Below are 23,273 nucleotides of genomic sequence, written 5' to 3'. Positions count from 1 at the left end.
AACACTAGCCATTTTGGGCTTTGTAATCATGGTATAATTTGTGAACAATACCATCTGCAAGTCCCACTTTCGGAACCAAAATTCCTGAAATTTTGGCCTGTTTCAAAGTATTTAGAAAGAGATCTGCAGCTGGAATTATTACATCTGCTCTATCTGGACGAAGCCCAAGAACTTCTATTCTATCTTCCAAAGAAAAAGACTCGAGATGCTCCTTCAAATGCTTCAGCTTGGCATTCTTTAAAATCTTCATCGGTGGTAGAGAACTCAACTTAAAAAGCTTATTGATGTTTCCACCTGAACCAATCACTAAATCAGGGTCAAACTTTTTACCAACCATCCTCAGCCAAGTATTCATTTCATCCCAAACACCTTCTTTCACAATATTATCTCTCAATCGAATAGTTCCGATATTAAATGAACGAGCGATTACTTTCTCTCCATCTTTGAATACTGTGTACTCTGTACTACCTCCACCAACATCCATGTAAAGATATGTTTTAGAAGCATCTAAGGCATCTGCGATATGTGTCTGAAAAATAAGCTCTGCTTCAGATTCGCCATCAATAATGTTCAACTGAACACCAGACTTTTTGAAAATTCTTTTGATTACATCAGGCCCATTTTCAGCATCTCGCATTGCTGATGTGGCACATGCTTTATAAGAAACTACATCGTAAGCTTCCATCAAATTTCGGAAGGCCAACATACTCTTGATTAGTTTTGCTTCTTTCTCTTCCGTAATTCTATTCAGATTAAAAGAATCTTCTCCTAAACGAATGGGTATTCTAATCAATGAGGCCTTTTTTATTATTGGTCCACTTTGGGTTTCGTAAACATTACTAAACAATAACCGAATAGCGTTAGAACCAATATCAATAGCCGCAAACCTCAATGTCTCCACCATATTTCAAATTTAATGGATTTAGACGAAAGAGAAAGATTGATGTGGTTAAAAAATAGAGACAATCTCCTTTAAAAAGATAGATCCTACTTCTTTGCGTCTAACTTTCGCTTAAAATATTCATGAGTGGCTATTTGAGCCCTAACTTCTTTATCAGAGTCTGTTTTGACATACTGATTACTTAGCTCTTTGTCCCAAATTCTCGCCTTCTTATTGTCTTTTAGCTGAATATTAATAATATCAATTAATTCTTGTTTGATGCTTGAATCAAAAATAGGAACCGTCACTTCTACTCTCCTATCGATATTCCTAGTCATCCAATCAGCTGAGCCAATATAAACTTTGGGCTCTCCTGCATTGTGAAAAATCATTACACGCGCATGTTCCAGCAAGCGATCGACTAGGCTAATCGCATGAATATTCTTACTGTATGATTGCTGAGGAATAACATTACAAATACTTCTAACAATCAGGTTCACCTTGACTCCTGCCTCACTGGCTTCATAAAGCACATTTGCCATATCCTCGTCATTCAAGTTGTTGACCTTAATAGTAATTCCAGATGGCAAACCAGACTTAGCATTATCAATCTCCGCTTTTACTAGCTTGATGAATTGACGACGAGTATTAAACGGACTAACCATCAAATGACGAAACACATGTCTTTTGTAGTTATCTTTAAAGAAAGCGAATACCTTTTTTACCTCATTGGTAATTTTTGTATTGGCTGTTAAGAAAGAGTGGTCACAGTATATTTCCGAAGTTTTCTCGTTAAAATTACCAGTTCCAATGTGGGCATAATACACATTCTTATTGGCTTCTTTTCTTCTAATCAAGATTATCTTGGTATGCACCTTCAGTCCTGCTATACCAAAGTTGACTTTTATTCCTTCTTCTTGTAATTTATTAGCATAATAAATATTCGATTCCTCATCAAATCTCGCTTGTAATTCAACAATTACAGTGACAGTTTTTCCATTTTTGGCAGCATTAATTAAAGCATTAATTACTTTAGAGTTTTTAGCTACTCGATACAATGTAATTTTTATCGATCGCACTTTCGGATCAATTGCCGCTTCTCTCAACAAATCAATTACATAATTGAAAGATTGATAGGGGTAAGACAATAAAATATCTTTTTCTTTAATGGCTGTAAACAAACTTACATGACTCTCTAAATATTTGTGTTTTACAGCAGGAAGTGGCTTATACCTCAGCCGTTTTGCTCCTATTACTGGGAAGTCTATAAAATCTTTAAAATTGTGATAGCGGCCTCCTGCTACAATGTTGTCTTCTTCTTCGATAGCGTTATTCGATAACAAAAAATCCAATAAATCCTGAGGCATTGTTTTATCGTAAACAAAACGGACGGTATCACCTCGCTTTCGAGCTTTAATTCCTGATTCCAATTTTTCAATTAAACTAACAGAAACGTTGTCTTCCATATCTAGCTCCTCATCACGAGTAAACTTTATGGTGTAAGCTTCTACATTCTCGTATTCAAAAATGGCATAAATCTCTGCCAAACAATAACGGATGACGTCATCCAACAATATGATATACTTTTTCCCTTCCTCTTCAGGTAGCACATAAAACCGTGAAATGATTTGAGAAGGGATTTCAATAATGGAATACTGAATATCCTTTTTAGAGGAACCTTCTCCATTGTACAATTTCACCGCAAAATAAATTCCTTTCCCATTTAGTGTTGGAAATGGTCGCTTATCTTCGATCATCAATGGAACCAATGATGGTCGAACGTGATTTCTAAAGTACTTTGTAACTTGAACGCCCTGATCTGAAGTCAATTCTCTTTCGTTAACAATAAAAATCTCTTGTTCTGAAAGTTGCCTTTTTAAATCGGCATACGTTTCTTCAAATTGTAATTGATGTTCTTTATTTATTTTCAGAATTTCTTTCAGGGTTACTTTAGGATCATAACCTAAAATAGGAATGGCTTTTTTCCCGTACTCTATCATTCTACTGATAGTCGCTACTCTTACTCGAAAAAACTCGTCTAAGTTATTGGAATAAATCCCTAAAAAACGAATCCGCTCCAACAATGGAACATTCGGATCCATAGCCTCTTGAAGTACTCGTTCGTTAAAAGACAACCAGCTTATCTCCCTGTTTTGATATTCCCACTCTTTTCTTGCCATATCACATTATATGAATCTCCAAAGTAAAGCGATTTTTAGATGACTGTAGTTAATTGATTATTAAATTAAGTAAAAAAAACAGTAGCATTCAACAATTTTTAACAACCTCTAGATGCATAAAAAAAGGAGGGCTGTTTAGCCCTCCTTTCCTATTCTATTATTTCAAATTTGTTATTTCAGGTTGGACAATTGCTCTTCAAGCACCGAAATTCTAGCTTTAGCATCCTCTAGTTTTTTCTTCTCAATTGCAACTACAGCTTCTGGGGCATTATTAACAAAACGTTCATTACTCAGTTTCTTCTCTACCCCTTTCATAAAGCCTTTTGTATACTCTAGTTCTTTCTGAATTTTTTCCTTTTCAGCTTCTACATCAATCGCCCCTGAAACAGGAATAAAGAATTCATTTTTTCCGATTACGATTGACATGGCTTCATCCACTTTATCAGTAACGAACTCCAACTCTTCAATATTACCCAACTTCGTCAATACGGAATCAAACGACTTATTATAGGCATCATTCAATTTTACCTTTAGTTGAATGGCATCTTTATTTGGTATGTTTTTCGATTTTCTAAAGTTTCTTATTGCAGAAACAATCTCTTTGGTGTAATCAAAGTCAGCCAACAACTTTTCATCAGGTGTTCCGATGGTTGGCCACTGTGCTACTATCAAACAATCCTTTTCTTCACGATCAGCAATTAGGTGCCACAATTCCTCTGAAATAAATGGCATAAATGGATGAATCACTTTAAGGATTCTCTCGAAATTCATTATCGTAGCATCAAAAGTCACTCTATCGATTGGCTGCTGATAGGCCGGCTTAATCATCTCTAAATACCATGAGCAGAACTCGTCCCAAACTAATTTATAAGTCGACATTAATGCATCAGACATTCGGAATTTCCCGTAATGATCTTCAATCGTTATTAATGTCTCATTCAATTTATGGTCGAACCACTCAATGGCTTTTTTTGAGCTTTCTGGCTGTTCTATGTCTGCTACTTCCCATCCTTTTACCAATCGGAAAGCATTCCAAATCTTATTGCTAAAATTTCTTCCTTGCTCACATGAACTTTCGTCAAACAATAAATCATTTCCAGCAGGCGAACTGAACAACATCCCAATACGAACACCGTCGGCGCTGTACTTTTCAATTAGTTCTATCGGGTCAGGCGAATTACCTAAAGATTTAGACATTTTTCGTCCTTGTTTATCGCGAACAATACCTGTGTAGTATACATTCTTAAACGGTGGCAAATCCTTGTATTCGTAACCCGCCATAATCATTCGTGCTACCCAAAAGAACATAATCTCCGGAGCAGTTACTAAATCATTAGTCGGATAATAATAGTTAATATCTTTGTTGTTGGGATCTTTAAATCCATCAAAAACAGAAATAGGCCACAACCATGAAGAAAACCACGTATCTAAGCAATCTTCATCTTGTCTTAAATCTGAAACTGTTAAAGTAAAATTTCCAGACTTCTCTTTTGCTAGCTCCAATGCTAACTCAGCAGTTGCAGCAACCACATAATCATTGGCTCCATTACCAAAGTAAAAAGCAGGAATTTGATGACCCCACCATAACTGACGAGAAACACACCAATCTTTGATGTTCTCCATCCAGTGTTTGTAGGTGTTCTTCGTATTTGCAGGGTAAAATTTAATAGTATCGTCCATTACTTTATCCAAAGCAGGAGCAGCCATTTCTTTCATCTTGCAAAACCACTGCATCGACAATTTTGGTTCGATAGCAGCATTGGTTCTTTCTGAATAGCCTACCTTATTTTGGATGTCTTCTTCCTTGATTAAGGCCCCTTTTTCTTTTAAGTCTTTCGCGATTTGTTTTCTTACTTCAAATCGATCTTGACCAACATATAATTGCGCCGCTTCATTCAATGTACCGTCATCATTTAAAATGTCGATACTCTCTAAATTGTGACGAATTCCTAATTCGTAATCATTGATATCGTGAGCAGGAGTTACCTTCAGACATCCTGTCCCAAATTCTACATCCACATAATCATCCTGAATAATCGGAATCACTCTTCCTATTAAAGGGACGATTGCTTTCTTTCCTTTTAGGTGAGTATATCGCTCATCTGTTGGGTTGACACAAATAGCGGTATCACCCAAAATAGTTTCTGGACGTGTAGTTGCAATTGTCAACTTTTCATCGCTTCCTTCTACTTGATATTGAATATGGTAAAACTTTGAATTCACTTCCTTATGAACCACTTCTTCATCAGAAAGTGCCGTTTGAGCCGAAGGATCCCAGTTGATCATTCGAACTCCACGGTAAATTAATCCTTTATTGAACAAATCAATAAATACTTCTTGAACCGCAGCAGACAAATCTCCTTCCATCGTAAATCGGGTTCGTTCCCAATCACAAGAAGCTCCTAATCGCTTAAGCTGGCTCAAAATAGTACCACCGTATTCTTCTGTCCATTCCCAAGCGTGTTTTAAAAACTCTTCTCTGGTAAGGTCAGATTTATTGATTCCTTGTTTCTTTAATTTATCAACTACCTTAGCTTCTGTAGCAATGGAAGCGTGATCGGTTCCGGGAACCCAACATGCATTTTTACCCAACATACGCGCTCTTCTGACCAATACATCTTGAATTGTATTGTTCAACATATGCCCCATGTGTAATACACCGGTAACATTTGGAGGAGGAATTACGATGGTATACGCCTCTCTCTCATCTGGTTCAGAGTGAAAGAAATTTTGTTCCATCCAGTAGCTGTACCACTTTTTCTCCGACTCTATTGCGTTGTATGCTTTTGAAATTTCCATTAATACGGTATTCTTGAAATTAAAAAATGAATTGCAAATTTATCAATTCCAATTGTGCTATTCTAACGAATTTTTTAATTGTCTCTCTGGTATGTTAAAAATCAAAATAGCATCTAAAATTTCAAATTTGAATTAGTGATACTACACGAAGAATTCGTCAATTAATTGGATTCAATCTACACTATTACAAGTACAAACAGACTAAATAGAGTGATAATAAAGCCTACAACACCACAAGCTAATTAAATGATTTAAAAAACAATAAGCCTATATTTACAGCTCCAATACTTCAAAAAAAAGTGTTAAAGAACTGTTAACATCTTTTATTGAAGCTCAAATTATCTTTAAATTTGAAACAATCTTAAAAAACAAGAGTCATGAAAAAAAGCATCTTACTATTTGGAATACTAATCAGCTCTATTTTTGCCGTGAATGCACAGAGTTCAACTGCAAAGCCATCTGGAGACGGTCCTGAAATTACTTTCGATACAGAAGTTATCGATTACGGTACTATCGATCGATATGCTGACGGTGTTAGAGAGTTTACATTTACAAACACTGGTAACCAGCCATTAATTATATCTAACTCTAGAGGTTCTTGTGGTTGTACAGTTCCATCTTGGCCAAAAGAGCCTATCAAACCAGGAGAAAAGGGCTCAATTAAAGTAAAGTATGCGACCGATAGAGTTGGACCTATCAACAAATCAGTTACCGTTACTTCTAACGCAACTAATCCAACTACGGTCTTAAGAATAAAAGGAACGGTAAAAGACGTACAAACAACTCCAGAAAAACCAGCACCAGCTGGCCCAGTAGAGAACTAATATAAACTAAGTTACTGCGAATAACTTAATTTTTTCGAAAGCGTTTTGGCTAAGCCAAGACGCTTTTTTTTTGCCTATATTTTTCATTTCGATTTAATAGAAATAATGTTGAGTTTTGCACTTGAACATTAAAGAAAATAATATGCCTCAAATATCTAATAGAGGGCAACAAATGCCTGAATCGCCGATTAGAAAATTGGTTCCATTTGCTGAAAAAGCAAGAGCTCAAGGAAAAACTATTTTCCAATTAAACATTGGACAGCCTGACATTGCTACGCCTGAAGTAGCATTAAAAGCTGTACATAATTATGAGCCAAAAGTGATAGAATACAGCCATTCTGCAGGTTTTGAAAGCTATAGACGTGGATTGGCCGGTTATTACGATAACATTAGTAAAGGAATTTCCTACGAGGATATCATCATTACCACTGGGGGATCAGAAGCGCTAATTTTTGGTTTTATGAGTTGTCTAAATCCAGGTGATGAAGTAATTATTCCTGAGCCGTTTTACGCGAATTACAATGGATTTTCAACCACCGCAGGAATCACTGTAAAACCAATCGCTTCTTCTATTGAAAGTGGATTTGCATTGCCTCCGATTGAAGAGTTTGAGAAAAACATTACTTCAAAAACCAAGGCTATTCTAATCTGCAACCCAGGTAACCCAACAGGTTATTTGTATTCAAAAGAAGAGTTAGAGGCATTGAGAGACATTGTAAAAAAACACGATTTGTTCTTATTTGCTGATGAAGTTTACCGTGAGTTTTGCTACGACAACAATGTTCATCATTCTGTTTTAAATTTAGAAGGAATAGAACAAAACGTAGTGGTTGTTGATTCTGTATCGAAGCGTTACAGCATGTGTGGTGTTCGAATTGGAGCTATGATCAGTCGAAATAAAGAATTAATGGCCACTGCTATGAAATTTGCGCAAGCAAGATTGAGTCCTCCCTCATTAGGTCAAGTAGCTTCTGAAGCAGCATTGAAAACTCCTCAAAGTTATTTTGACGGGGTAATAAAAGAATATGTTCATAGAAGAGATGTATTAGTGGATGGTTTAAATGCCATTGATGGTGTATTTTGCCCAAAACCAGGTGGTGCTTTTTATGCCGTGGCTCAGCTTCCTGTTGAAGATGCAGGACATTTCTGCCAATGGATGTTGGATTCATTTGATTACAACGGAGAAACTGTGATGATGGCTCCTGCAAGTGGATTTTATTCAACTCCCAGAAGTGGAAAAAATGAAGTTCGTTTAGCCTACGTTTTAGAAATTGAAAAACTAAAGAAAGCAGTTGTATGCCTCGAAAAAGGATTAGAGGCTTATAAAAATAGGTAGTGTAAATTTTATATCATTGACTACAAAGTCACTTATTATTCACTAGTTGAATAGTAAGTGACTTTTTTCATTTGATCTTTTGCAACTATTATGAACAATATATCGTCATCTATGAAATTCCATTTCCTAAACTATTCTAAAATGATGACGTTTGAAGCACTTATCTGTTTTCAACTTCAAACTGAATTGTTTAACTGAAGAATGGAATGACTGCCTTTTGCGATATCAGAGCAGTCATTCTTTTTTTTGACCAAAAAAACAACCCTTCGCTACCTTTCTTCGTCATTTAGGCATGAGACGATTAATAACTTTGATTTTACTCCTCCCAATATTCGGCTTCTCTCAAGATTTATACCTCAAACAGTTTGATAATCCAACAAACACAACGATCGATCAAACTAAAATGGCTTCACTAAGTGATGGTGCAATCATTATAGCTGCAAATAAGAGTAATCTTCAAAGCAAAAGAAGCCTATTTATTACTTCTCATAATTCTTGTGGAGATGTGCTGTGGTCGAAGTTGGTAGAACATCAAACCAATATGCGACTGGTAGACATCCTAGTTGACCAGAATGATAATATTATCCTAGCCGGATATTTTGATGAGAATAGCTTTCGGGAACCATACGTGGTAAGCTTGGACAAAAATGGAAGCATTAACTTTTTCAAAAGGTATATCACCAACAATTCCAATTTAAGCAGTCTCACCTACTCTATGGAGATTTCCACTAAAAATGAAATTTTGGTCTACATAAATTATGATATTACTACAGCAGGACCGGCAAGTAGACCTTCTATTCTAAAGTTAAAGCCGGATGGAACCATTGATTGGTACAAACTTTACGGTTTTCATTCTTGGCAATATGGTTTCATGATGGCAACAAAAGATGGTGGTGCATTATTCACTATGTCTAAAACATTTGTAAAAATAGATAGCCTTGGTAATGTAGAATGGATGAAAGAATTTAACGGCAGATTCAATCCAATGAAGGGAATAGAAACTGATTATGGCTATGCTTTTTCTTCCTTCGATCATTCCTCAGCTATTCCTATCAACTTTTTAATGCTAAATAAAGACGGTTCTGTGCGCTGGAACATCTCTAACCTCAATACTTTTATTGTAAGAAATTCAATACTGCTTAAAAACGGGAACTTAGTCTATCTAGGAATGGATGGAAGTACAGGAGTTAACACTATTTTAGAATTGAGTGCATTGGATGGTACTCCTCTTAAATTTAAAGAATTACTACCCAATTTTTCTAATATCACGCTCTCAGATTTGTTCGAAGATAAAAAAGGCAATTTGTATGCAAGTGGTATCACTACCACTCAATTGACTCCCAAAGTTTCTTTAGTCAAACTGAATGACACGCTCTCATTGGTGAATTGTGAAGGAATAAATTATACCGCCAATTATACGATAGATACATTAAATACCAACCCACTTTCATTGCCTAATCTGATTGACAATACAGTCATTCGTGACTCAAACGAACCATACTCCACAACAAATCAAATTATTACAACATCTACCCTTTGCAGCTATACAAAAGATCGGGGGAATATTGAATTAGGAAAAGACACTTTACTTTGCGGCTCTGAAACCATTGAACTTGGAGATCCAAATTCAAACTTTGATGCTTATTCATGGTCAAATGGAGCGACTTCAAAAACAATTACTGTTAATCAACCGGGGCAATACATATTATCTGTTCTTGCTGCCTGCGATACTTTAAGAGATACGATAACCATTAGCTACCAACAACCACTCTCAATCGACTTAGGAAATGATACTTCCATCTGTAACGGAGATTCGGTTTTAATTCAAAATAATACTCCATTACCCAATTACACTTGGTCGAATGGTGCTACAACAGCAACAATAAAAGTGAGCCAAGCTGGAACCTACTGGTTAGAATCCACTGACTTGTGTGGCAGTGTTAGAGATTCCATAGAAATTACTGAAATTCCTTCACTATCGCCACTTTCACTTGGAAAGGACACTACTATTTGCCCCAATGAATCGTTGGAGTTAACTGCTGGAGTTTATCCGAATTATTTATGGTCAACCAATGAAACGACTTCGACTATCACTGTTCAGGATTCTGGGATATTTTGGGTTGAGGTTTATAACGGTTGCGACACATTGAGGGACAGCATTTTTATACAAACTCATCCTTCGATAGAACCTTCTTTTGAATGGACTCCAGCAGTTATTCAAACAAGAGATTCTGTTCAATTTATTAATAGCACTCGAAATTCGCTCTTCCCGAAATGGAAAATTGAAAATAATGAAATTCATAATCAAGACAGTATTATTTATCAATTTAATTCTCCCGGGTTTTATCCTGTTCTATTAACCCTAAAATCAGCCGAAGAATGTTCCTTCGAAGTTCAAAAAACCATTGAAGTTTTGCCATCGGATTATACTATACCCAACATATTTACACCAAATGGCGATGGAATTAACGATTGCTTCGAGCCCGTAGGAAACGACATTGTCAGTTATCAATTTTCGATCATAAATAGATGGGGCGTTGTAATTTTTGAAGGAAGAGATGTTTGTTGGGATGGAAGAAACAAGAGTGGTGAAAAAGCAACTGATGGGACTTACTTCTATCAAATGGAGATTCACTTTATTGATGGGAAGAAATTGAATACCAAAGGAACTTTGCAGTTGTTAAGTAAGTAGATTGTAGCTTTTCTTCTTCTTTGAGCGCAAGCTAGATCCTTTCAACTTTTAAGATAATTTTTCACGAACTGCAAGTCCCTACTAATGGGCCCATCTGGCGGAGCTAAAGGCTAGAGAAATTAAATCAAAATGGAGCAGTAGTTCTAGGAATTTCTTCATCTATTAAAAAATATAAGGGTAAACTCATATACAAATTCCCATCAATTAAAACTCCTCTAATATAGTTTAAACAAATTTCTTTCTTTAATTCACCTGATTTATAGAAATCTAATACCATTCTAATATCTCCTTCTTCTTTTTTCATAGTAAGATTCATATGAACTAAAGAGAGGGCTCTAACAAACTTTTGAATAACAACCTTATCGGATATAACATACCTAGCATTTCGTCCATTATTGTAATTCTTCACGTCTTCACAGCTCAACCTACCTCTTGTTCTTACTTTCCAATCAAGATAAGAAACAACTATACTATCAACTTCAAGGTAATGATTCGAGCTATTATTTGTTTTTACTTGTAACAAAAGAGAATCTTCAAGATAAGAATCTACTTTTTCATTAGAAATATTAATAGGCCGTTTTTGAGCAAACAACTCTTGACTAATAATAAATAAAAATACAACTCCTAGATATCTCATATTAGTTAGTTTCCCATTCCCGCGGAATTGCAGTCCGTGATTCTGTATGTAATTCCTCTCAAAAATCCTCATACAACAAATACTTGCTTCTCACTTCCTTTTGAAATTTCTCCAAACCTGGTTGCCATGAGGCTCTAATTTCATCTGCTGATAAATCCGATTTTATCTGAGCTTCCAATTGTTTGGTTCCGGCTAACAATAAAAAAAAGTTCGTGAAATATTCTTCTTTGGGGCTGTATTGATTATATCCATCAATCAACCATTGCAAGTCCAACATTCCTTCTTTTTTAATTCGACTGGCATCTTGGGTCAACAAACGACCATAACAATTCACTCCTTTTAGTCTTGGATCTTTTGCACCATACATGGGTTTAGGTGTGAACGCAAATGAGTACATCTTGAATGAAGGATGTCCAAATAATTGAAAAGGTTTATCGGTTCCTCTACCAATTGAAATTGGCGTCCCTTCAAAAAAGCACAACGATGGATATAAATAAATGGCGTCCATATTCGGCAAGTTAGGTGAAGGTTTTACCGGTAACTGATACCTATCCTTGTGGGAGTAACCCAACATCGGGATTACTTTCAAATCAGCTTGTATTTTATTCTTCAACCACTTTTCCCCATTGATCATTTTGGCATATTCTCCAATGGTCATTCCATGCACCACAGGAATTGGATGCATTCCCACAAATGAAGAATAGTCTTTTTCTAAAATTGGTCCATCTATATAGTATCCATTCGGATTCGGACGATCCAAAACAATTACTTGAATATTATTTTCAGCGCAAGCTTCCATCACATAATGCAGCGTAGAAATGTAGGTGTAAAATCGTGCTCCCACATCTTGAATGTCAAATATCATCACATCAATTCCCGTCAACATTTCATTGGATGGTTTTTTGTTTTTCCCATACAAAGAGAAAATCGGTAACCCAGTTTTTGAATCCAAAGAAGAGTTCACTTTTTCTCCGGCATCAGCATCACCGCGAAATCCATGCTCAGGACTGTACACTTTTTTGACTGCTACTTTTAGGGCCAACAAAGAATCTACTAAATGAACGGTGCCGATTAATGTACTGTGATTACCAGTTATTCCAACATTCTTATCTTTCAACATTGGAAGTAACACCTCTAACTGCTCCGCTCCTAAAATTAATTTGGTTTCAATTGGATCCGTGTTATGGATTTTTTCTTCCGTTTTTTCTACTCGTTTCACCACATCATTACAAGCTAGTAGGCTAAATGAAGCTGTTAAAAATAAAATCAGGAGTAGTGAAAATGCTTTTTTATATGGATACATCTTATTATTACCTTTGTCATTAAATATTACCCATTGAATTTCGAACTTTTTACAGCCAAAAAAATCCTTCAAGGTAACAGCGAAGGTAATCGTTTTTCTGCACCCATCATACGTATTTCTATTTTAGCGATAGCACTAGGCATGGCAGTTATGATTATTGCATTGGCCGTAGTAACAGGTTTTCAAACCGAAATTCGAAACAAAATAGTTGGTTTTGGCTCACACATTAGCATCACTTCCTACAATACCGACAATCCACTCGAAGCCAAACCAATTGATAGAAATCAAGATTTCTATTCCTCCATCAAAGAAAACCCAAAAGTGGATAACATACAGGTCTTTGCTAACAAAGGTGGAATAATAAAAACGGATGAAGACATTTATGGTATTGTTCTCAAAGGAATCGACAAAGATTACGATTGGAGCTTCTTCGAAGATAAATTAGTGAATGGTACAATCTTTTCCATTGAAGACAGTTCAAAAAGTAATTCAATTTTAATTTCGGAATATGTGGCCAACAAACTATTCTTAAAAGTTGGTGACGATATCAAAATTTATTTTATTCAAGAGCCTCCTAGAATTCGAAAATTTACCATCTCGGGTATCTACAATACTGGATTTGGCGAAATGGATGAAGTCTTTGCTATTTGTGACATTCGACACATTCAAAAATTGAATGACTGGTCAGAAAATTTAGTGGCAGGGTTCGAGGTTTCTATCAATGATTTTGAAGATTTAGAAGCTGTAGATGAAGAAATTTACCATTCAATTGGCTATAATTTCAATTCTACAAGTATTAAAAAATCCAGAGCAGACATTTTTAATTGGCTCGAATTACAAGACATTAATGTATTTGTTATTATCATACTAATGCTTTTAGTGGCAGGCATCAACATTATATCTGCGTTATTGATTATGGTGATAGAGCGAACCAATATGATTGGAATATTGAAGTCAATTGGAGCCAATAATTTAAGTGTTCGTAAAATTTTCTTGTACAGTGCAACTTACCTAGTGGGAGTTGGATTATTTTGGGGCAATTTGATTGGCATCTCTTTTTGTATCCTGCAATCCAAATTTGAGTTTTTAAAATTAGATCAAGACGCATACTACATCGACCATGTGCCTATAGAAATTTCCGGATTAGATATAATAGGGCTAAATATTGGCACGTTAGTGATCAGTGTTATCATGCTATTGATCCCCTCTTTGATCATTTCTAAAATATCTCCTGCTAAAGCGATTAAATTCGATTAGTTTTCTTTTCAAATAGAATGGTTTTCACTTCTATTTGGGTCATTAAAATGATACTTTTGTAGTCGTAAAAAAAGAACAATCATGAAGTATTTCAATAATATTATAGAAACTATTGGTAACACGCCATTGGTTAAATTAAACAAAACAGTAGCTGATGTTCCGGCATTAGTTTTAGCTAAAGTAGAAACTTTCAACCCTGGCCATTCAATTAAGGATCGAATGGCGGTTAAAATGGTAGAAGATGCTGAAGCTGCAGGCATATTAAAACCAGGCGGAACCATCATAGAAGGAACTTCAGGAAACACAGGGATGGGATTGGCTTTGGCTGCTATTGCTAAAGGATACAAACTAATCTGTACAATGGCTGACAAGCAGTCTCAAGAAAAAATAGACATTTTAAGAGCAATGGGAGCTGAAGTTATTGTAACGCCCACTAATGTTGCTTCTGACGACCCAAGATCATACTATTCTGTAGCCAAGAAGCTAAATGAAGATATTCCGAATTCTTTTTATCCCAACCAATACGATAACTTGTCGAATAGAAAGGCACACTATGAGCAAACTGGCCCTGAAATTTGGGAACAAACAGACGGAAAGATTACGCACTTGGTAGTTGGTGTCGGAACGGGAGGAACAATCTCAGGGACAGCAAAATATTTGAAAGAACAAAATCCAAACGTAAAAATTTGGGGAATTGACACTTATGGTTCTGTGTTTAAAAAGTACCACGAAACTGGTGAGTTCGATGAGAACGAAATTTATTCATACTTAACCGAGGGTATTGGAGAAGATATTTTACCAAAGAATGTTGATTTTGGATTAATCGATAAATTCGAAAAAGTAAGCGATAAAGACGGAATGTTAATGACAAGACGTTTGGCTCGAGAAGAAGGTTTATTCATGGGTAACTCAGCAGGAAGTGCTGTGGCCGGTTTAAATCAATTGAAAAATGAATTGACTAAAGACGATGTCGTAGTTGTTATTTTTCATGATCACGGTTCTCGTTATGTAGGAAAAATCTTTAATGACGATTGGATGCGTGACAGAGGATTCTTAGATAAAGAAAAAGCAAGAGCTTTGGATTTGATAAAAAATCACAAAGACAAAACATTGGTTACAGTAAATGACGAACAAACCATTTCTGAAGCAATTGCAGTATTGACGAAATTCAACATTTCTCAAGTGCCTGTAACAAATATATCAGGAGAATATGTGGGTTCATTAAACGATACAGAATTATATGCTGCTTTAATCAAAAACCCAAAAATTGGAGATGATAAAGTAAGTTCGGTAATGGGTAAAGCATATCCATTTGTTGAAGCCAACTCAACGATTGAAGATGTGTCAAAACTAATCGACAAAAACAATAGGGCTGCGTTGATCAAAGATGCTGCTGGTGTAACTCACATCATCACTATTCACGATGTAATTGATTCATTGAAATAAAATTAAAAATGATACAATTGAAAGATCAGTTAGGAAACGTGCTCAACTTTGAGCACGTTCCTAAAAAAATTGTATCACTTGTTCCTTCCATAAGTGAACTACTTTGGGATTTAAATCTTCAAGAAGAACTAGTTGGAATTACAAAATTCTGCATACATCCTGTGCAGCTGCGAGAGGAGAAAGTCATAGTCGGGGGCACAAAAAACGTAAAACTGAATAGGCTATTCGATTTAAAACCAGACCTGGTTATTGCCAATTTGGAAGAGAATACCAAAGAAGAAATTGAAGCAATTTCAGAGGTTATTCCTACCTACATTAGTGATATCAACACTATAACTGAAACACTATCGTTTATCTCAGATATTGGGCAAATTTGTGACCGAAAAGAAGAAGCAAAAACAATTAGTAATAAAATAGTGGAAACAATGGATGCCATTGATCCAATACAGCCAAATAGAACCGCTGTTTATCTGATTTGGAATGACCCAATGATGAGTATCGGAAATGATACTTTTATCAACCATATGTTAGAGAGAGTTGGCTACAAAAATTGTATGAACAATAAAACGCGTTATCCTATGTTAACGGAAGAAGATATCAACCTGCTTCAACCTAATGAACTACTTTTATCTTCTGAACCATTTCCATTCAAAGAAAATCATCTGAGAGAATTCCAAGAAAAATTTCCAACTACTAAAATTAGAATAGTGGATGGAGAGGCATTTTCGTGGTATGGTTCAAGATTTTATAAAGTAAAAAACTACTTGACTTCTTTTAAATGATAAACGGTAGATTCGACATTTAAAATTTTAATAACTTTATTCGAATTAAAGCATTCATGTTCAAATATATTCGCCAACTCACTTTTCTATTAATTTCTTTACCATTTGTATTGAATGGTCAGAAAGTAGGTGTTGTGTTGAGTGGCGGAGGAGCAAGTGGTGCTGCTCATATTGGAGTACTAAAAGCACTAGAGGACAATAACATTCCAATCGATTACATCACTGGAACATCAATAGGTGCTTTAGTAGGTGCATTATATGCCTCAGGAAAAACGCCAAGAGAAATTGAAGCATTGTTTATTTCTGACGACTTTATTAAATGGTCTAACGGAGTGGCTATCGATCGTTACTCCTTCTATTATAAACAGGAAGATCCAAGTGCAGAAGTTGTAAATATCGATTTTAACCTTGACACTCTCTTTGAGAATAACCTTCCTACAAGTTTTATTTCTTCGGTACCTATTGATTTCGGTTTACTGAAATTATTTGCACCTGCATCTGCAGCTGCACAGTACAACTTTGACAGTTTATTCATTCCATTTAGGTGTATTGCCGCAGACATTACTAATGGTAGGGAATATCCCTTTTACAATGGAGATTTATCTACTGCAGTGAGAGCCTCTATGGCCTACCCTTTTTATCTTTCTCCTATTAAACACAACAATAGATTACTTTTTGATGGAGGATTATACAACAATTTCCCTTCAGATATTATGTACAATGACTTTATGCCTGATTACATCATCGGAAGCAATGTTTCTCGTGCTGACTTACCGCCAACGGAGGACAATTTGATATCACAAATAAAAAGCATGTTGAGTAAAGAGTCTAACTATACGATAGAATGTGCCAAAGGAATAATTATTTCTCCTAATGTGGAGGAAATCACTTTACTTGACTTTGAAGAGAATTATAGCGCCATTCAAGAAGGCTATAGAGCTACCATAAATGTGATGGATTCAATTAAAGAGCATGTAAGAGTAAGTAAAAGCGACAGTTTGTTATATGAAGAACGACGACAATTCATCAACAAAAAAAAGCCATTACTATTTGGGGATGTATCAGTAGATGGAATTGATGAACAGCAAACTAATTATATTTTCAAACAAGCACTAAAGAATAAATCTTATTTTGAATTCGATAAATTAGAGCAATCCTATATGCGATTGCTCTCTGATCGAGGAATTAGAGAAATTTATCCATTAGCCACATACAACAATGCTACAGGCTTATACGATTTAAACTTACATATAAAGAAAGAGAAAGCTTTTCAAGTTGAATTTGGAGGTATTATATCAACTCGTCCGATTAACACAGGATTTGTTGGATTAAGGTATAACAGAATGAAAAAAACCAATTTAACACTAAGTGGGAATATCTATTTTGGGAAGTTACATAGTTCAGCTAAAATTAGTACCCGAATGGAGTTTCCAAACAAACTCCCCATCTATTCGGAATTAAGTTATACCGCCAGCAAATGGGATTTCTTTAATAGCTCTACCACCATATTGGAAGACATCAATCCCTCCTATTTGATCAAAAATGAAAGCTTTATCGAGGCTAAAGTAGGTACTCCAATTCGCTTCAAAGGAAAATTGGAATTAGGAACAACCCTATTTTCACTAGAGAATGAATACTATCAAAACAATAATTTCTTACGAACAGACACTGCTGATATAAATGAATTTAAAGGTTTTTCACCTTATTTAGGATACACACGGAGTACATTGGATGAAAAACAATTTGCAAAGACTGGAAGTTTTTTACAATTGCAAGCCAGGTGGGTATACGGTGATGAAAAAAACAAACCGGGCTCCACATCATTAGAGTCTGAAAAATCATTTAACAAACGAGAGTGGTTTGAATTGAAATTCAAATATGAGAATTACTTTTTAAGCAAACATAAGTTTAAGTTAGGTGCACAGTTTGAGTTCATCTCCACAAATCAGCCTTTCTTTAGTAATTATACCTCCACTGTTTTAATTGCTCCTTCGTTTAAACCGCTGCCAGAAATGGCTACCCTGTTTCAATATCAATACAGAACACACTCCTACTCAGGTATTGGTTTAAAATCTATTTATTCAATTTTTAAAAAATTAGACGTTCGCTTAGAAGGGTATTTATTCCAGCCTTTCCAAGAGATATTAGACGTTAATAAGCAACCAAGTTATGGTGAAGAATTGTCAACCAGGGATTTTATAGCTACTGCAACTGCTGTATATTCAACACGTATAGGCCCAATTGCAGCCTCCTTCAATTATTACGACAAAGCAGTAGATCAATACAAATTTCTAATCCATTTTGGCTATATTATTTTCAACAAAAAGGCTTTAGACTAAAAACTCTCCCTCTTACCTAAAACTGAAAAGTTTACCAATCAGATAGGTTGCAATAATCCTAAGCATAGCAGATATTTTTAAAAGACATAAAAAAAGGTCTTAGTCGTTTTCTAGACTAAGACCTTTCATGTTTTATAGCGAATTATACTATGCTTGAGCAGTAGGACCGCCGAAATTCATCGGAAAGCTAGGCTGCTCTCCTTCAGTAATAGTTCCGTTTTGCGACTCAAACTTTACCACATTGTCATTAAGCGCTCTTAACAATCTTTTGGCGTGTTGAGGAGTCATCAAAATTCTAGACTTCACCTTTCCTTTCGGCATTCCTGGCATGATTTTGATAAAATCAAAAACAAACTCAGAACTCGAATGACTGATAATGGCCAAATTAGAATACTGACCTTCTGCAATCTCTTCACTCAACTCAATGTTGAGTTTTTCATCCTTTTTTTCGTCACTCATATCGCTTCTTTTTTATTCTACTTCTTGAGTTACCTCTTTAGCAGCTTTTAATCTTGTATATTCTTCATTTGAACCTACAATAACATCTTGATAAGCTTTCAAACCTGTACCTGCAGGGATTAAGTGTCCAACAATAACGTTTTCTTTTAATCCCATTAAATAATCAACTTTGCTACTAACGGCGGCTTCATTCAACACCTTAGTCGTTTCCTGGAAAGATGCAGCAGAAATGAAACTATCCGTTTGTAAAGATGCTCTTGTAATTCCTTGAAGTATCGAACTCGAAGTAGCTGCCATAGTATCTCTAGCTACAACAAGTTTCTTATCCGAACGCTTCAATCTAGAGTTTTCTTCTCTTAACTTACGAGCTGTTACAATTTGTCCTTGTTTCAATACGTCAGATTCTCCTGCATCCTCAACAATCTTTTTGCCGAAAATCCAATCGTTTTCTTCCATAAACTCAGTCTTGTTAACGATTTGCTTCTCTAAGAAACGCGTATCACCTGGATCTTGAATAACCACCTTACGCATCATTTGTCTAACGATTACTTCAAAGTGTTTATCATTGATTTTCACACCTTGTAGTCGGTATACCTCTTGTACTTCGTTTACAATATATTCTTGAACTTGTGTAGGTCCTTTTATCGCTAAGATATCGGCAGGAGTAATAGCTCCATCAGAAAGCGAACTTCCTGCTCTAACGAAGTCATTCTCTTGAACCAAAATGTGCTTAGATAAGTTAATCAAATATTTCTTAACCTCTCCAGTTCTTGACTCTACAATAACCTCTCTATTACCTCTCTTAATCTTACCGAAAGATACGATTCCATCAATTTCAGAAACAACGGCAGGATTTGAAGGGTTTCTAGCTTCGAATAACTCAGTTACTCTAGGAAGACCCCCTGTAATATCACCAGACTTACCAGAAACTCTAGGAATCTTAACCAAAATCTTTCCTGTTTCAATTTCATCACCTTCGTCAATCGAAATGTGAGCACCTACAGGTAAGTTATAAGTCTTAAGCACTTCTCCTTTCTTGTTAACAATCTTAATCTCAGGAACGTTTTTCTTATCCTTATTCTCAGTAACTACTTTTTCTCTAAATCCGGTTTGCTCATCAGACTCTTCTTTGTAAGTAACACCTGCAATTAAGTTTTCGAAAACAATCTTTCCTTTGAACTCAGCAACAATTACTGCGTTATACGGATCCCATTCACAAATCAAATCTCCTTTCTTAACCTTACCATTTTCTTTTTGATACAATAAAGCACCATAAGGAATGTTAGCAGTTGCTAACAAGATATTGGTTTTTTCATCAAGGATTCTCATTTCAGCAGAACGTCCAATTACAATGTGAACTTTCTTTCCATCTTTATTTTCTCCTTCTACTGTTTTCAATTCATCCATTTCAAGAATACCATCGTACTTCGCTTCAATTCTTGATTCGTCAGCAATTTTAGAAGCCGTACCCCCTACGTGGAATGTTCTTAGCGTTAACTGAGTTCCAGGCTCACCGATTGATTGCGCTGCAATTACACCAACAGACTCTCCTCTTTGTGCCATTCTACCTGTTGAAAGACTTCTTCCATAACATTTAGAACAAACTCCTCTTTTCAATTCACAAGTCAATACAGAGCGCATTTCCAATTCTTCAATTGGTGACTCTTCAATTGTTTTCGCAATTTCTTCAGTTACTTCCTCTCCAGCTTCAATAATTAAATCGCCAGTATTTGGATGATAAACATCATGTACAGTTGTTCTTCCTAAAATTCTATCGTACATAGACTCTACGATCTCATCATTCTTAACCAACGGTGAAATCATTACGCCTCTTAAAGTACCACAGTCTTCATCGATAATAACAACATCTTGGGAAACATCTACCAATCTACGAGTTAAGTAACCCGCATCTGCTGTTTTCAATGCAGTATCCGCAAGACCCTTACGTGCACCGTGAGTAGAAATAAAGTACTCCAAAATTGAAAGTCCCTCTTTAAAGTTAGAAAGAATTGGGTTTTCAATAATTTCTTGACCTGTTGAACCAGATTTTTGTGGCTTCGCCATCAATCCTCTCATTCCGGATAACTGACGAATTTGCTCCTTAGAACCCCTTGCACCAGAATCAAACATCATATATACAGAGTTGAATCCTTGATTATCATTTTTCAAACGATCCATTACGGTATTTGTTAAACGAGTATTGGTGTGTGTCCAGATATCAATAATTTGGTTGTAACGCTCATTATTGGTAATGAAACCCATGTTATAATTATCCCAAACTTCCTGAACTTGGCCAGCAGCTTTTTCCATCAACTCATCTTTCTCCTTCGGAATAATTACATCCCCTAAGTTAAAAGAAAGACCACCTTTGAATGACATCTCGTAACCAATATCCTTAATATCATCCAAGAACTTGGCTGTCAATGCAGTTCCTGCATCCTTCAAAATTGTTCCAATAATATCTCTAAGTGATTTTTTCGTTAACAACTCATTGATATATCCTGCACTTTCCGGAACCACTTGGTTAAAAATAACTCGACCACAAGTGGTGTCAATAATTTTAACTTCTCCCTTATCTTTAATTCTCACTTTAATTTTAGCGTGAATATCAAGACGGCCTTCGTTATTAGCAATAATAACTTCTTCAGGCGAGTAGAATGTTTTTCCTTCTCCCTTGATAATTAAGTCACCCTCAGAGTATCTTTCTTTGGTCAGATAATAAAGTCCCAAGACCATATCCTGAGAAGGTACAGTAATAGGAGAACCGTTTGCAGGGTTCAAAATATTGTGAGAAGACAACATCAACATTTGCGCTTCTAAGATAGCAGCATTACCTAATGGTAAGTGAACAGCCATCTGGTCACCATCGAAATCAGCGTTAAACGCCGAACAAACTAATGGGTGCAATTGAATTGCCTTTCCTTCAATTAACTTTGGTTGGAACGCTTGAATTCCTAATCTGTGCAATGTAGGAGCACGGTTAAGCAACACTGGATGCCCTCTCAACACATTCTCCAAAATATCCCAAACTACAGGATCCTTACGATCAACAATTTTCTTAGCAGACTTTACCGTTTTTACAATACCTCTTTCGATCAGTTTACGGATAACGAACGGCTTGTAAAGTTCAGCTGCCATATCCTTCGGCAAACCACATTCGTGCAATTTTAAACTTGGTCCTACTACAATTACCGAACGACCAGAGTAATCTACACGCTTACCTAGTAAGTTTTGACGGAAACGTCCAGACTTACCTTTTAAACTGTCAGAAAGTGATTTTAACGCTCTATTAGAATCAGTTTTAACAGCACTTGATTTTCTCGAGTTATCCAATAAAGAGTCAACTGCTTCTTGAAGCATACGTTTCTCATTTCTTAAGATAACTTCAGGAGCTTTTATCTCTAACAAACGCTTCAAACGATTGTTTCTAATAATTACTCTTCTGTATAAGTCGTTCAAGTCAGAAGTTGCAAAACGTCCTCCATCCAAAGGAACCAATGGTCTCAATTCTGGTGGTATAACAGGAACAACTTTTACAATCATCCATTCAGGACGATTCTCAATATTTTCATTTGCATTTCTAAAAGACTCTACTACTTGAAGTCTCTTTAATGCTTCATTCTTTCTTTGTTGAGAAGTCTCATGATTGGCCTTATGTCTCAAATCATAAGAAAGACTATCTAAATCTAATCGCTTCAACAATTCATAAAGTGCATCAGCACCCATCTTAGCGATAAATTTATTTGGATCTGTATCGTCTAAATACTGATTCTCTTTTGGAAGAGTATCTAATATATCCAAGTATTCTTCCTCTGTAAGGAAATCCAAATACTCTAGTTCTTCTCCATTTGTGTTTTTAGCAATACCTGCTTGAACCACTACATATCTCTCATAATATATGATAGTATCCAATTTCTTAGTAGGCAAACCTAATAAGTAGCCAATTTTGTTAGGCAACGATTTGAAATACCAAATATGCGCTACAGGAACAACTAATGAAATATGCCCCATTCGTTCTCTACGAACTTTTTTCTCAGTTACTTCAACACCACAACGGTCACAAACAATTCCTTTATATCGAATTCTTTTGTATTTACCACAATGACATTCCCAATCCTTTACTGGACCAAAGATTCTCTCGCAAAAAAGACCATCTCTTTCCGGTTTGTATGTACGATAATTAATCGTTTCAGGCTTGAGTACTTCTCCACTAGAAGATTCTAAAATCATCTCTGGTGAAGCTAAACTGATAGTAATTTTATTAAAACTACTTTGTGTTTTATTTTCTCTCTTAAAAGCCATATTCTTTAAGTTGAATAAGTTGTTAATACATTAATAA

The 23,273-nt window shown here is 35.7% G+C and carries 14 protein-coding genes; 7 read left to right on the top strand and 7 right to left on the bottom strand.

What is annotated here, in order from left to right:
• Positions 1-4: 4 nt before the first annotated feature.
• The 3 genes from GQN54_RS10895 to GQN54_RS10885 all read right to left on the bottom strand — a co-directional run bounded on the left by GQN54_RS10895 (position 5) and on the right by GQN54_RS10885 (position 5,859).
• Positions 5-904, bottom strand: a complete 900-nt coding sequence (locus GQN54_RS10895) for a Ppx/GppA phosphatase family protein (RefSeq protein WP_207554883.1) — start codon at positions 902-904, stop codon at positions 5-7.
• 83 nt (positions 905-987) lie between these two features.
• Positions 988-3,060, bottom strand: coding sequence for a polyphosphate kinase 1 (gene ppk1 / locus GQN54_RS10890; protein WP_160633577.1), 2,073 nt, complete (start codon positions 3,058-3,060; stop codon positions 988-990).
• Between the two features lie 171 nt (positions 3,061-3,231).
• Positions 3,232-5,859 (bottom strand): valine--tRNA ligase, encoded by a 2,628-nt coding sequence (locus GQN54_RS10885; protein ID WP_160633576.1) that lies wholly within the window; start codon positions 5,857-5,859, stop codon positions 3,232-3,234.
• 377 nt (positions 5,860-6,236) lie between these two features.
• On the opposite strand from GQN54_RS10885, the gene GQN54_RS10880 reads away from it, so the two are divergent.
• The 3 genes from GQN54_RS10880 to GQN54_RS10870 all read left to right on the top strand — a co-directional run bounded on the left by GQN54_RS10880 (position 6,237) and on the right by GQN54_RS10870 (position 10,711).
• Complete coding sequence (locus tag GQN54_RS10880) at positions 6,237-6,683, top strand: DUF1573 domain-containing protein (RefSeq protein WP_160633575.1); 447 nt, start codon at positions 6,237-6,239, stop codon at positions 6,681-6,683.
• Positions 6,684-6,825: 142 nt separating this feature from the next.
• A complete protein-coding gene (locus tag GQN54_RS10875; RefSeq protein WP_160633574.1) occupies positions 6,826-8,019 on the top strand; it encodes a pyridoxal phosphate-dependent aminotransferase in 1,194 nt (397 codons plus the stop codon).
• A 292-nt stretch (positions 8,020-8,311) separates the two neighbouring features.
• Entirely contained in the window at positions 8,312-10,711 is a 2,400-nt protein-coding gene (locus tag GQN54_RS10870; RefSeq protein ID WP_160633573.1) for a gliding motility-associated C-terminal domain-containing protein, read from the top strand.
• Between the two features lie 124 nt (positions 10,712-10,835).
• On the opposite strand, the gene GQN54_RS10865 is transcribed toward GQN54_RS10870, so the two are convergent.
• Both GQN54_RS10865 and GQN54_RS10860 read right to left on the bottom strand, forming a co-directional pair.
• Entirely contained in the window at positions 10,836-11,348 is a 513-nt protein-coding gene (locus tag GQN54_RS10865) for a hypothetical protein (protein WP_160633572.1), read from the bottom strand.
• A 58-nt stretch (positions 11,349-11,406) separates the two neighbouring features.
• Entirely contained in the window at positions 11,407-12,651 is a 1,245-nt protein-coding gene (locus tag GQN54_RS10860) for an exo-beta-N-acetylmuramidase NamZ family protein (RefSeq protein ID WP_160633571.1), read from the bottom strand.
• A gap of 33 nt (positions 12,652-12,684) precedes the next feature.
• Here GQN54_RS10860 and GQN54_RS10855 point away from each other — a divergent pair, with 33 nt between their 5' ends.
• The 4 genes from GQN54_RS10855 to GQN54_RS10840 all read left to right on the top strand — a co-directional run bounded on the left by GQN54_RS10855 (position 12,685) and on the right by GQN54_RS10840 (position 18,475).
• The gene (locus GQN54_RS10855) at positions 12,685-13,908 is read left to right on the top strand and encodes an ABC transporter permease (RefSeq protein ID WP_160633570.1); all 1,224 of its coding nucleotides are present in this window, start codon (positions 12,685-12,687) and stop codon (positions 13,906-13,908) included.
• An 81-nt stretch (positions 13,909-13,989) separates the two neighbouring features.
• Positions 13,990-15,354: a pyridoxal-phosphate dependent enzyme gene (locus GQN54_RS10850; protein WP_160633569.1), complete on the top strand. Its 1,365-nt coding sequence runs from the start codon at positions 13,990-13,992 to the stop codon at positions 15,352-15,354.
• Between the two features lie 8 nt (positions 15,355-15,362).
• Positions 15,363-16,136, top strand: a complete 774-nt coding sequence (locus GQN54_RS10845; protein ID WP_160633568.1) for a helical backbone metal receptor — start codon at positions 15,363-15,365, stop codon at positions 16,134-16,136.
• A 56-nt stretch (positions 16,137-16,192) separates the two neighbouring features.
• A complete protein-coding gene (locus GQN54_RS10840) occupies positions 16,193-18,475 on the top strand; it encodes a patatin-like phospholipase family protein (protein WP_160633567.1) in 2,283 nt (760 codons plus the stop codon).
• Positions 18,476-18,622: 147 nt separating this feature from the next.
• On the opposite strand, the gene GQN54_RS10835 is transcribed toward GQN54_RS10840, so the two are convergent.
• The gene (locus GQN54_RS10835) at positions 18,623-18,934 is read right to left on the bottom strand and encodes a DUF3467 domain-containing protein (RefSeq protein ID WP_160633566.1); all 312 of its coding nucleotides are present in this window, start codon (positions 18,932-18,934) and stop codon (positions 18,623-18,625) included.
• 12 nt (positions 18,935-18,946) lie between these two features.
• Positions 18,947-23,236 carry a DNA-directed RNA polymerase subunit beta' gene (gene rpoC, locus GQN54_RS10830; RefSeq protein ID WP_160633565.1) on the bottom strand — a complete coding sequence of 1,430 codons (4,290 nt, stop codon included), beginning with the start codon at positions 23,234-23,236 and terminating at the stop codon, positions 18,947-18,949.
• Positions 23,237-23,273: the final 37 nt, after the last annotated feature.

The sequence above is a fragment of the Acidiluteibacter ferrifornacis genome (genome assembly GCF_009909615.1).
GTDB lineage: Bacteria > Bacteroidota > Bacteroidia > Flavobacteriales_E > Vicingaceae > Acidiluteibacter > Acidiluteibacter ferrifornacis.
This window is presented reverse-complemented; position numbering and strand designations above follow the sequence as displayed.

What these genes read in the sequence shown, in the direction of transcription:
- ppk1 (WP_160633577.1), bottom strand. Translation starts at nt 3,060, where the DNA reads ATGGCAAGAAAAGAGTGGGAATATCAAAACAGGGAGATAAGCTGGTTG.
- GQN54_RS10845 (WP_160633568.1), top strand. Translation starts at nt 15,363, where the DNA reads ATGATACAATTGAAAGATCAGTTAGGAAACGTGCTCAACTTTGAGCAC.
- GQN54_RS10840 (WP_160633567.1), top strand. Translation starts at nt 16,193, where the DNA reads ATGTTCAAATATATTCGCCAACTCACTTTTCTATTAATTTCTTTACCA.
- GQN54_RS10880 (WP_160633575.1), top strand. Translation starts at nt 6,237, where the DNA reads ATGAAAAAAAGCATCTTACTATTTGGAATACTAATCAGCTCTATTTTT.
- GQN54_RS10835 (WP_160633566.1), bottom strand. Translation starts at nt 18,934, where the DNA reads ATGAGTGACGAAAAAAAGGATGAAAAACTCAACATTGAGTTGAGTGAA.
- GQN54_RS10850 (WP_160633569.1), top strand. Translation starts at nt 13,990, where the DNA reads ATGAAGTATTTCAATAATATTATAGAAACTATTGGTAACACGCCATTG.
- GQN54_RS10875 (WP_160633574.1), top strand. Translation starts at nt 6,826, where the DNA reads ATGCCTCAAATATCTAATAGAGGGCAACAAATGCCTGAATCGCCGATT.
- GQN54_RS10885 (WP_160633576.1), bottom strand. Translation starts at nt 5,859, where the DNA reads ATGGAAATTTCAAAAGCATACAACGCAATAGAGTCGGAGAAAAAGTGG.
- GQN54_RS10870 (WP_160633573.1), top strand. Translation starts at nt 8,312, where the DNA reads ATGAGACGATTAATAACTTTGATTTTACTCCTCCCAATATTCGGCTTC.
- GQN54_RS10865 (WP_160633572.1), bottom strand. Translation starts at nt 11,348, where the DNA reads ATGAGATATCTAGGAGTTGTATTTTTATTTATTATTAGTCAAGAGTTG.
- GQN54_RS10860 (WP_160633571.1), bottom strand. Translation starts at nt 12,651, where the DNA reads ATGTATCCATATAAAAAAGCATTTTCACTACTCCTGATTTTATTTTTA.
- GQN54_RS10895 (WP_207554883.1), bottom strand. Translation starts at nt 904, where the DNA reads ATGGTGGAGACATTGAGGTTTGCGGCTATTGATATTGGTTCTAACGCT.
- rpoC (WP_160633565.1), bottom strand. Translation starts at nt 23,236, where the DNA reads ATGGCTTTTAAGAGAGAAAATAAAACACAAAGTAGTTTTAATAAAATT.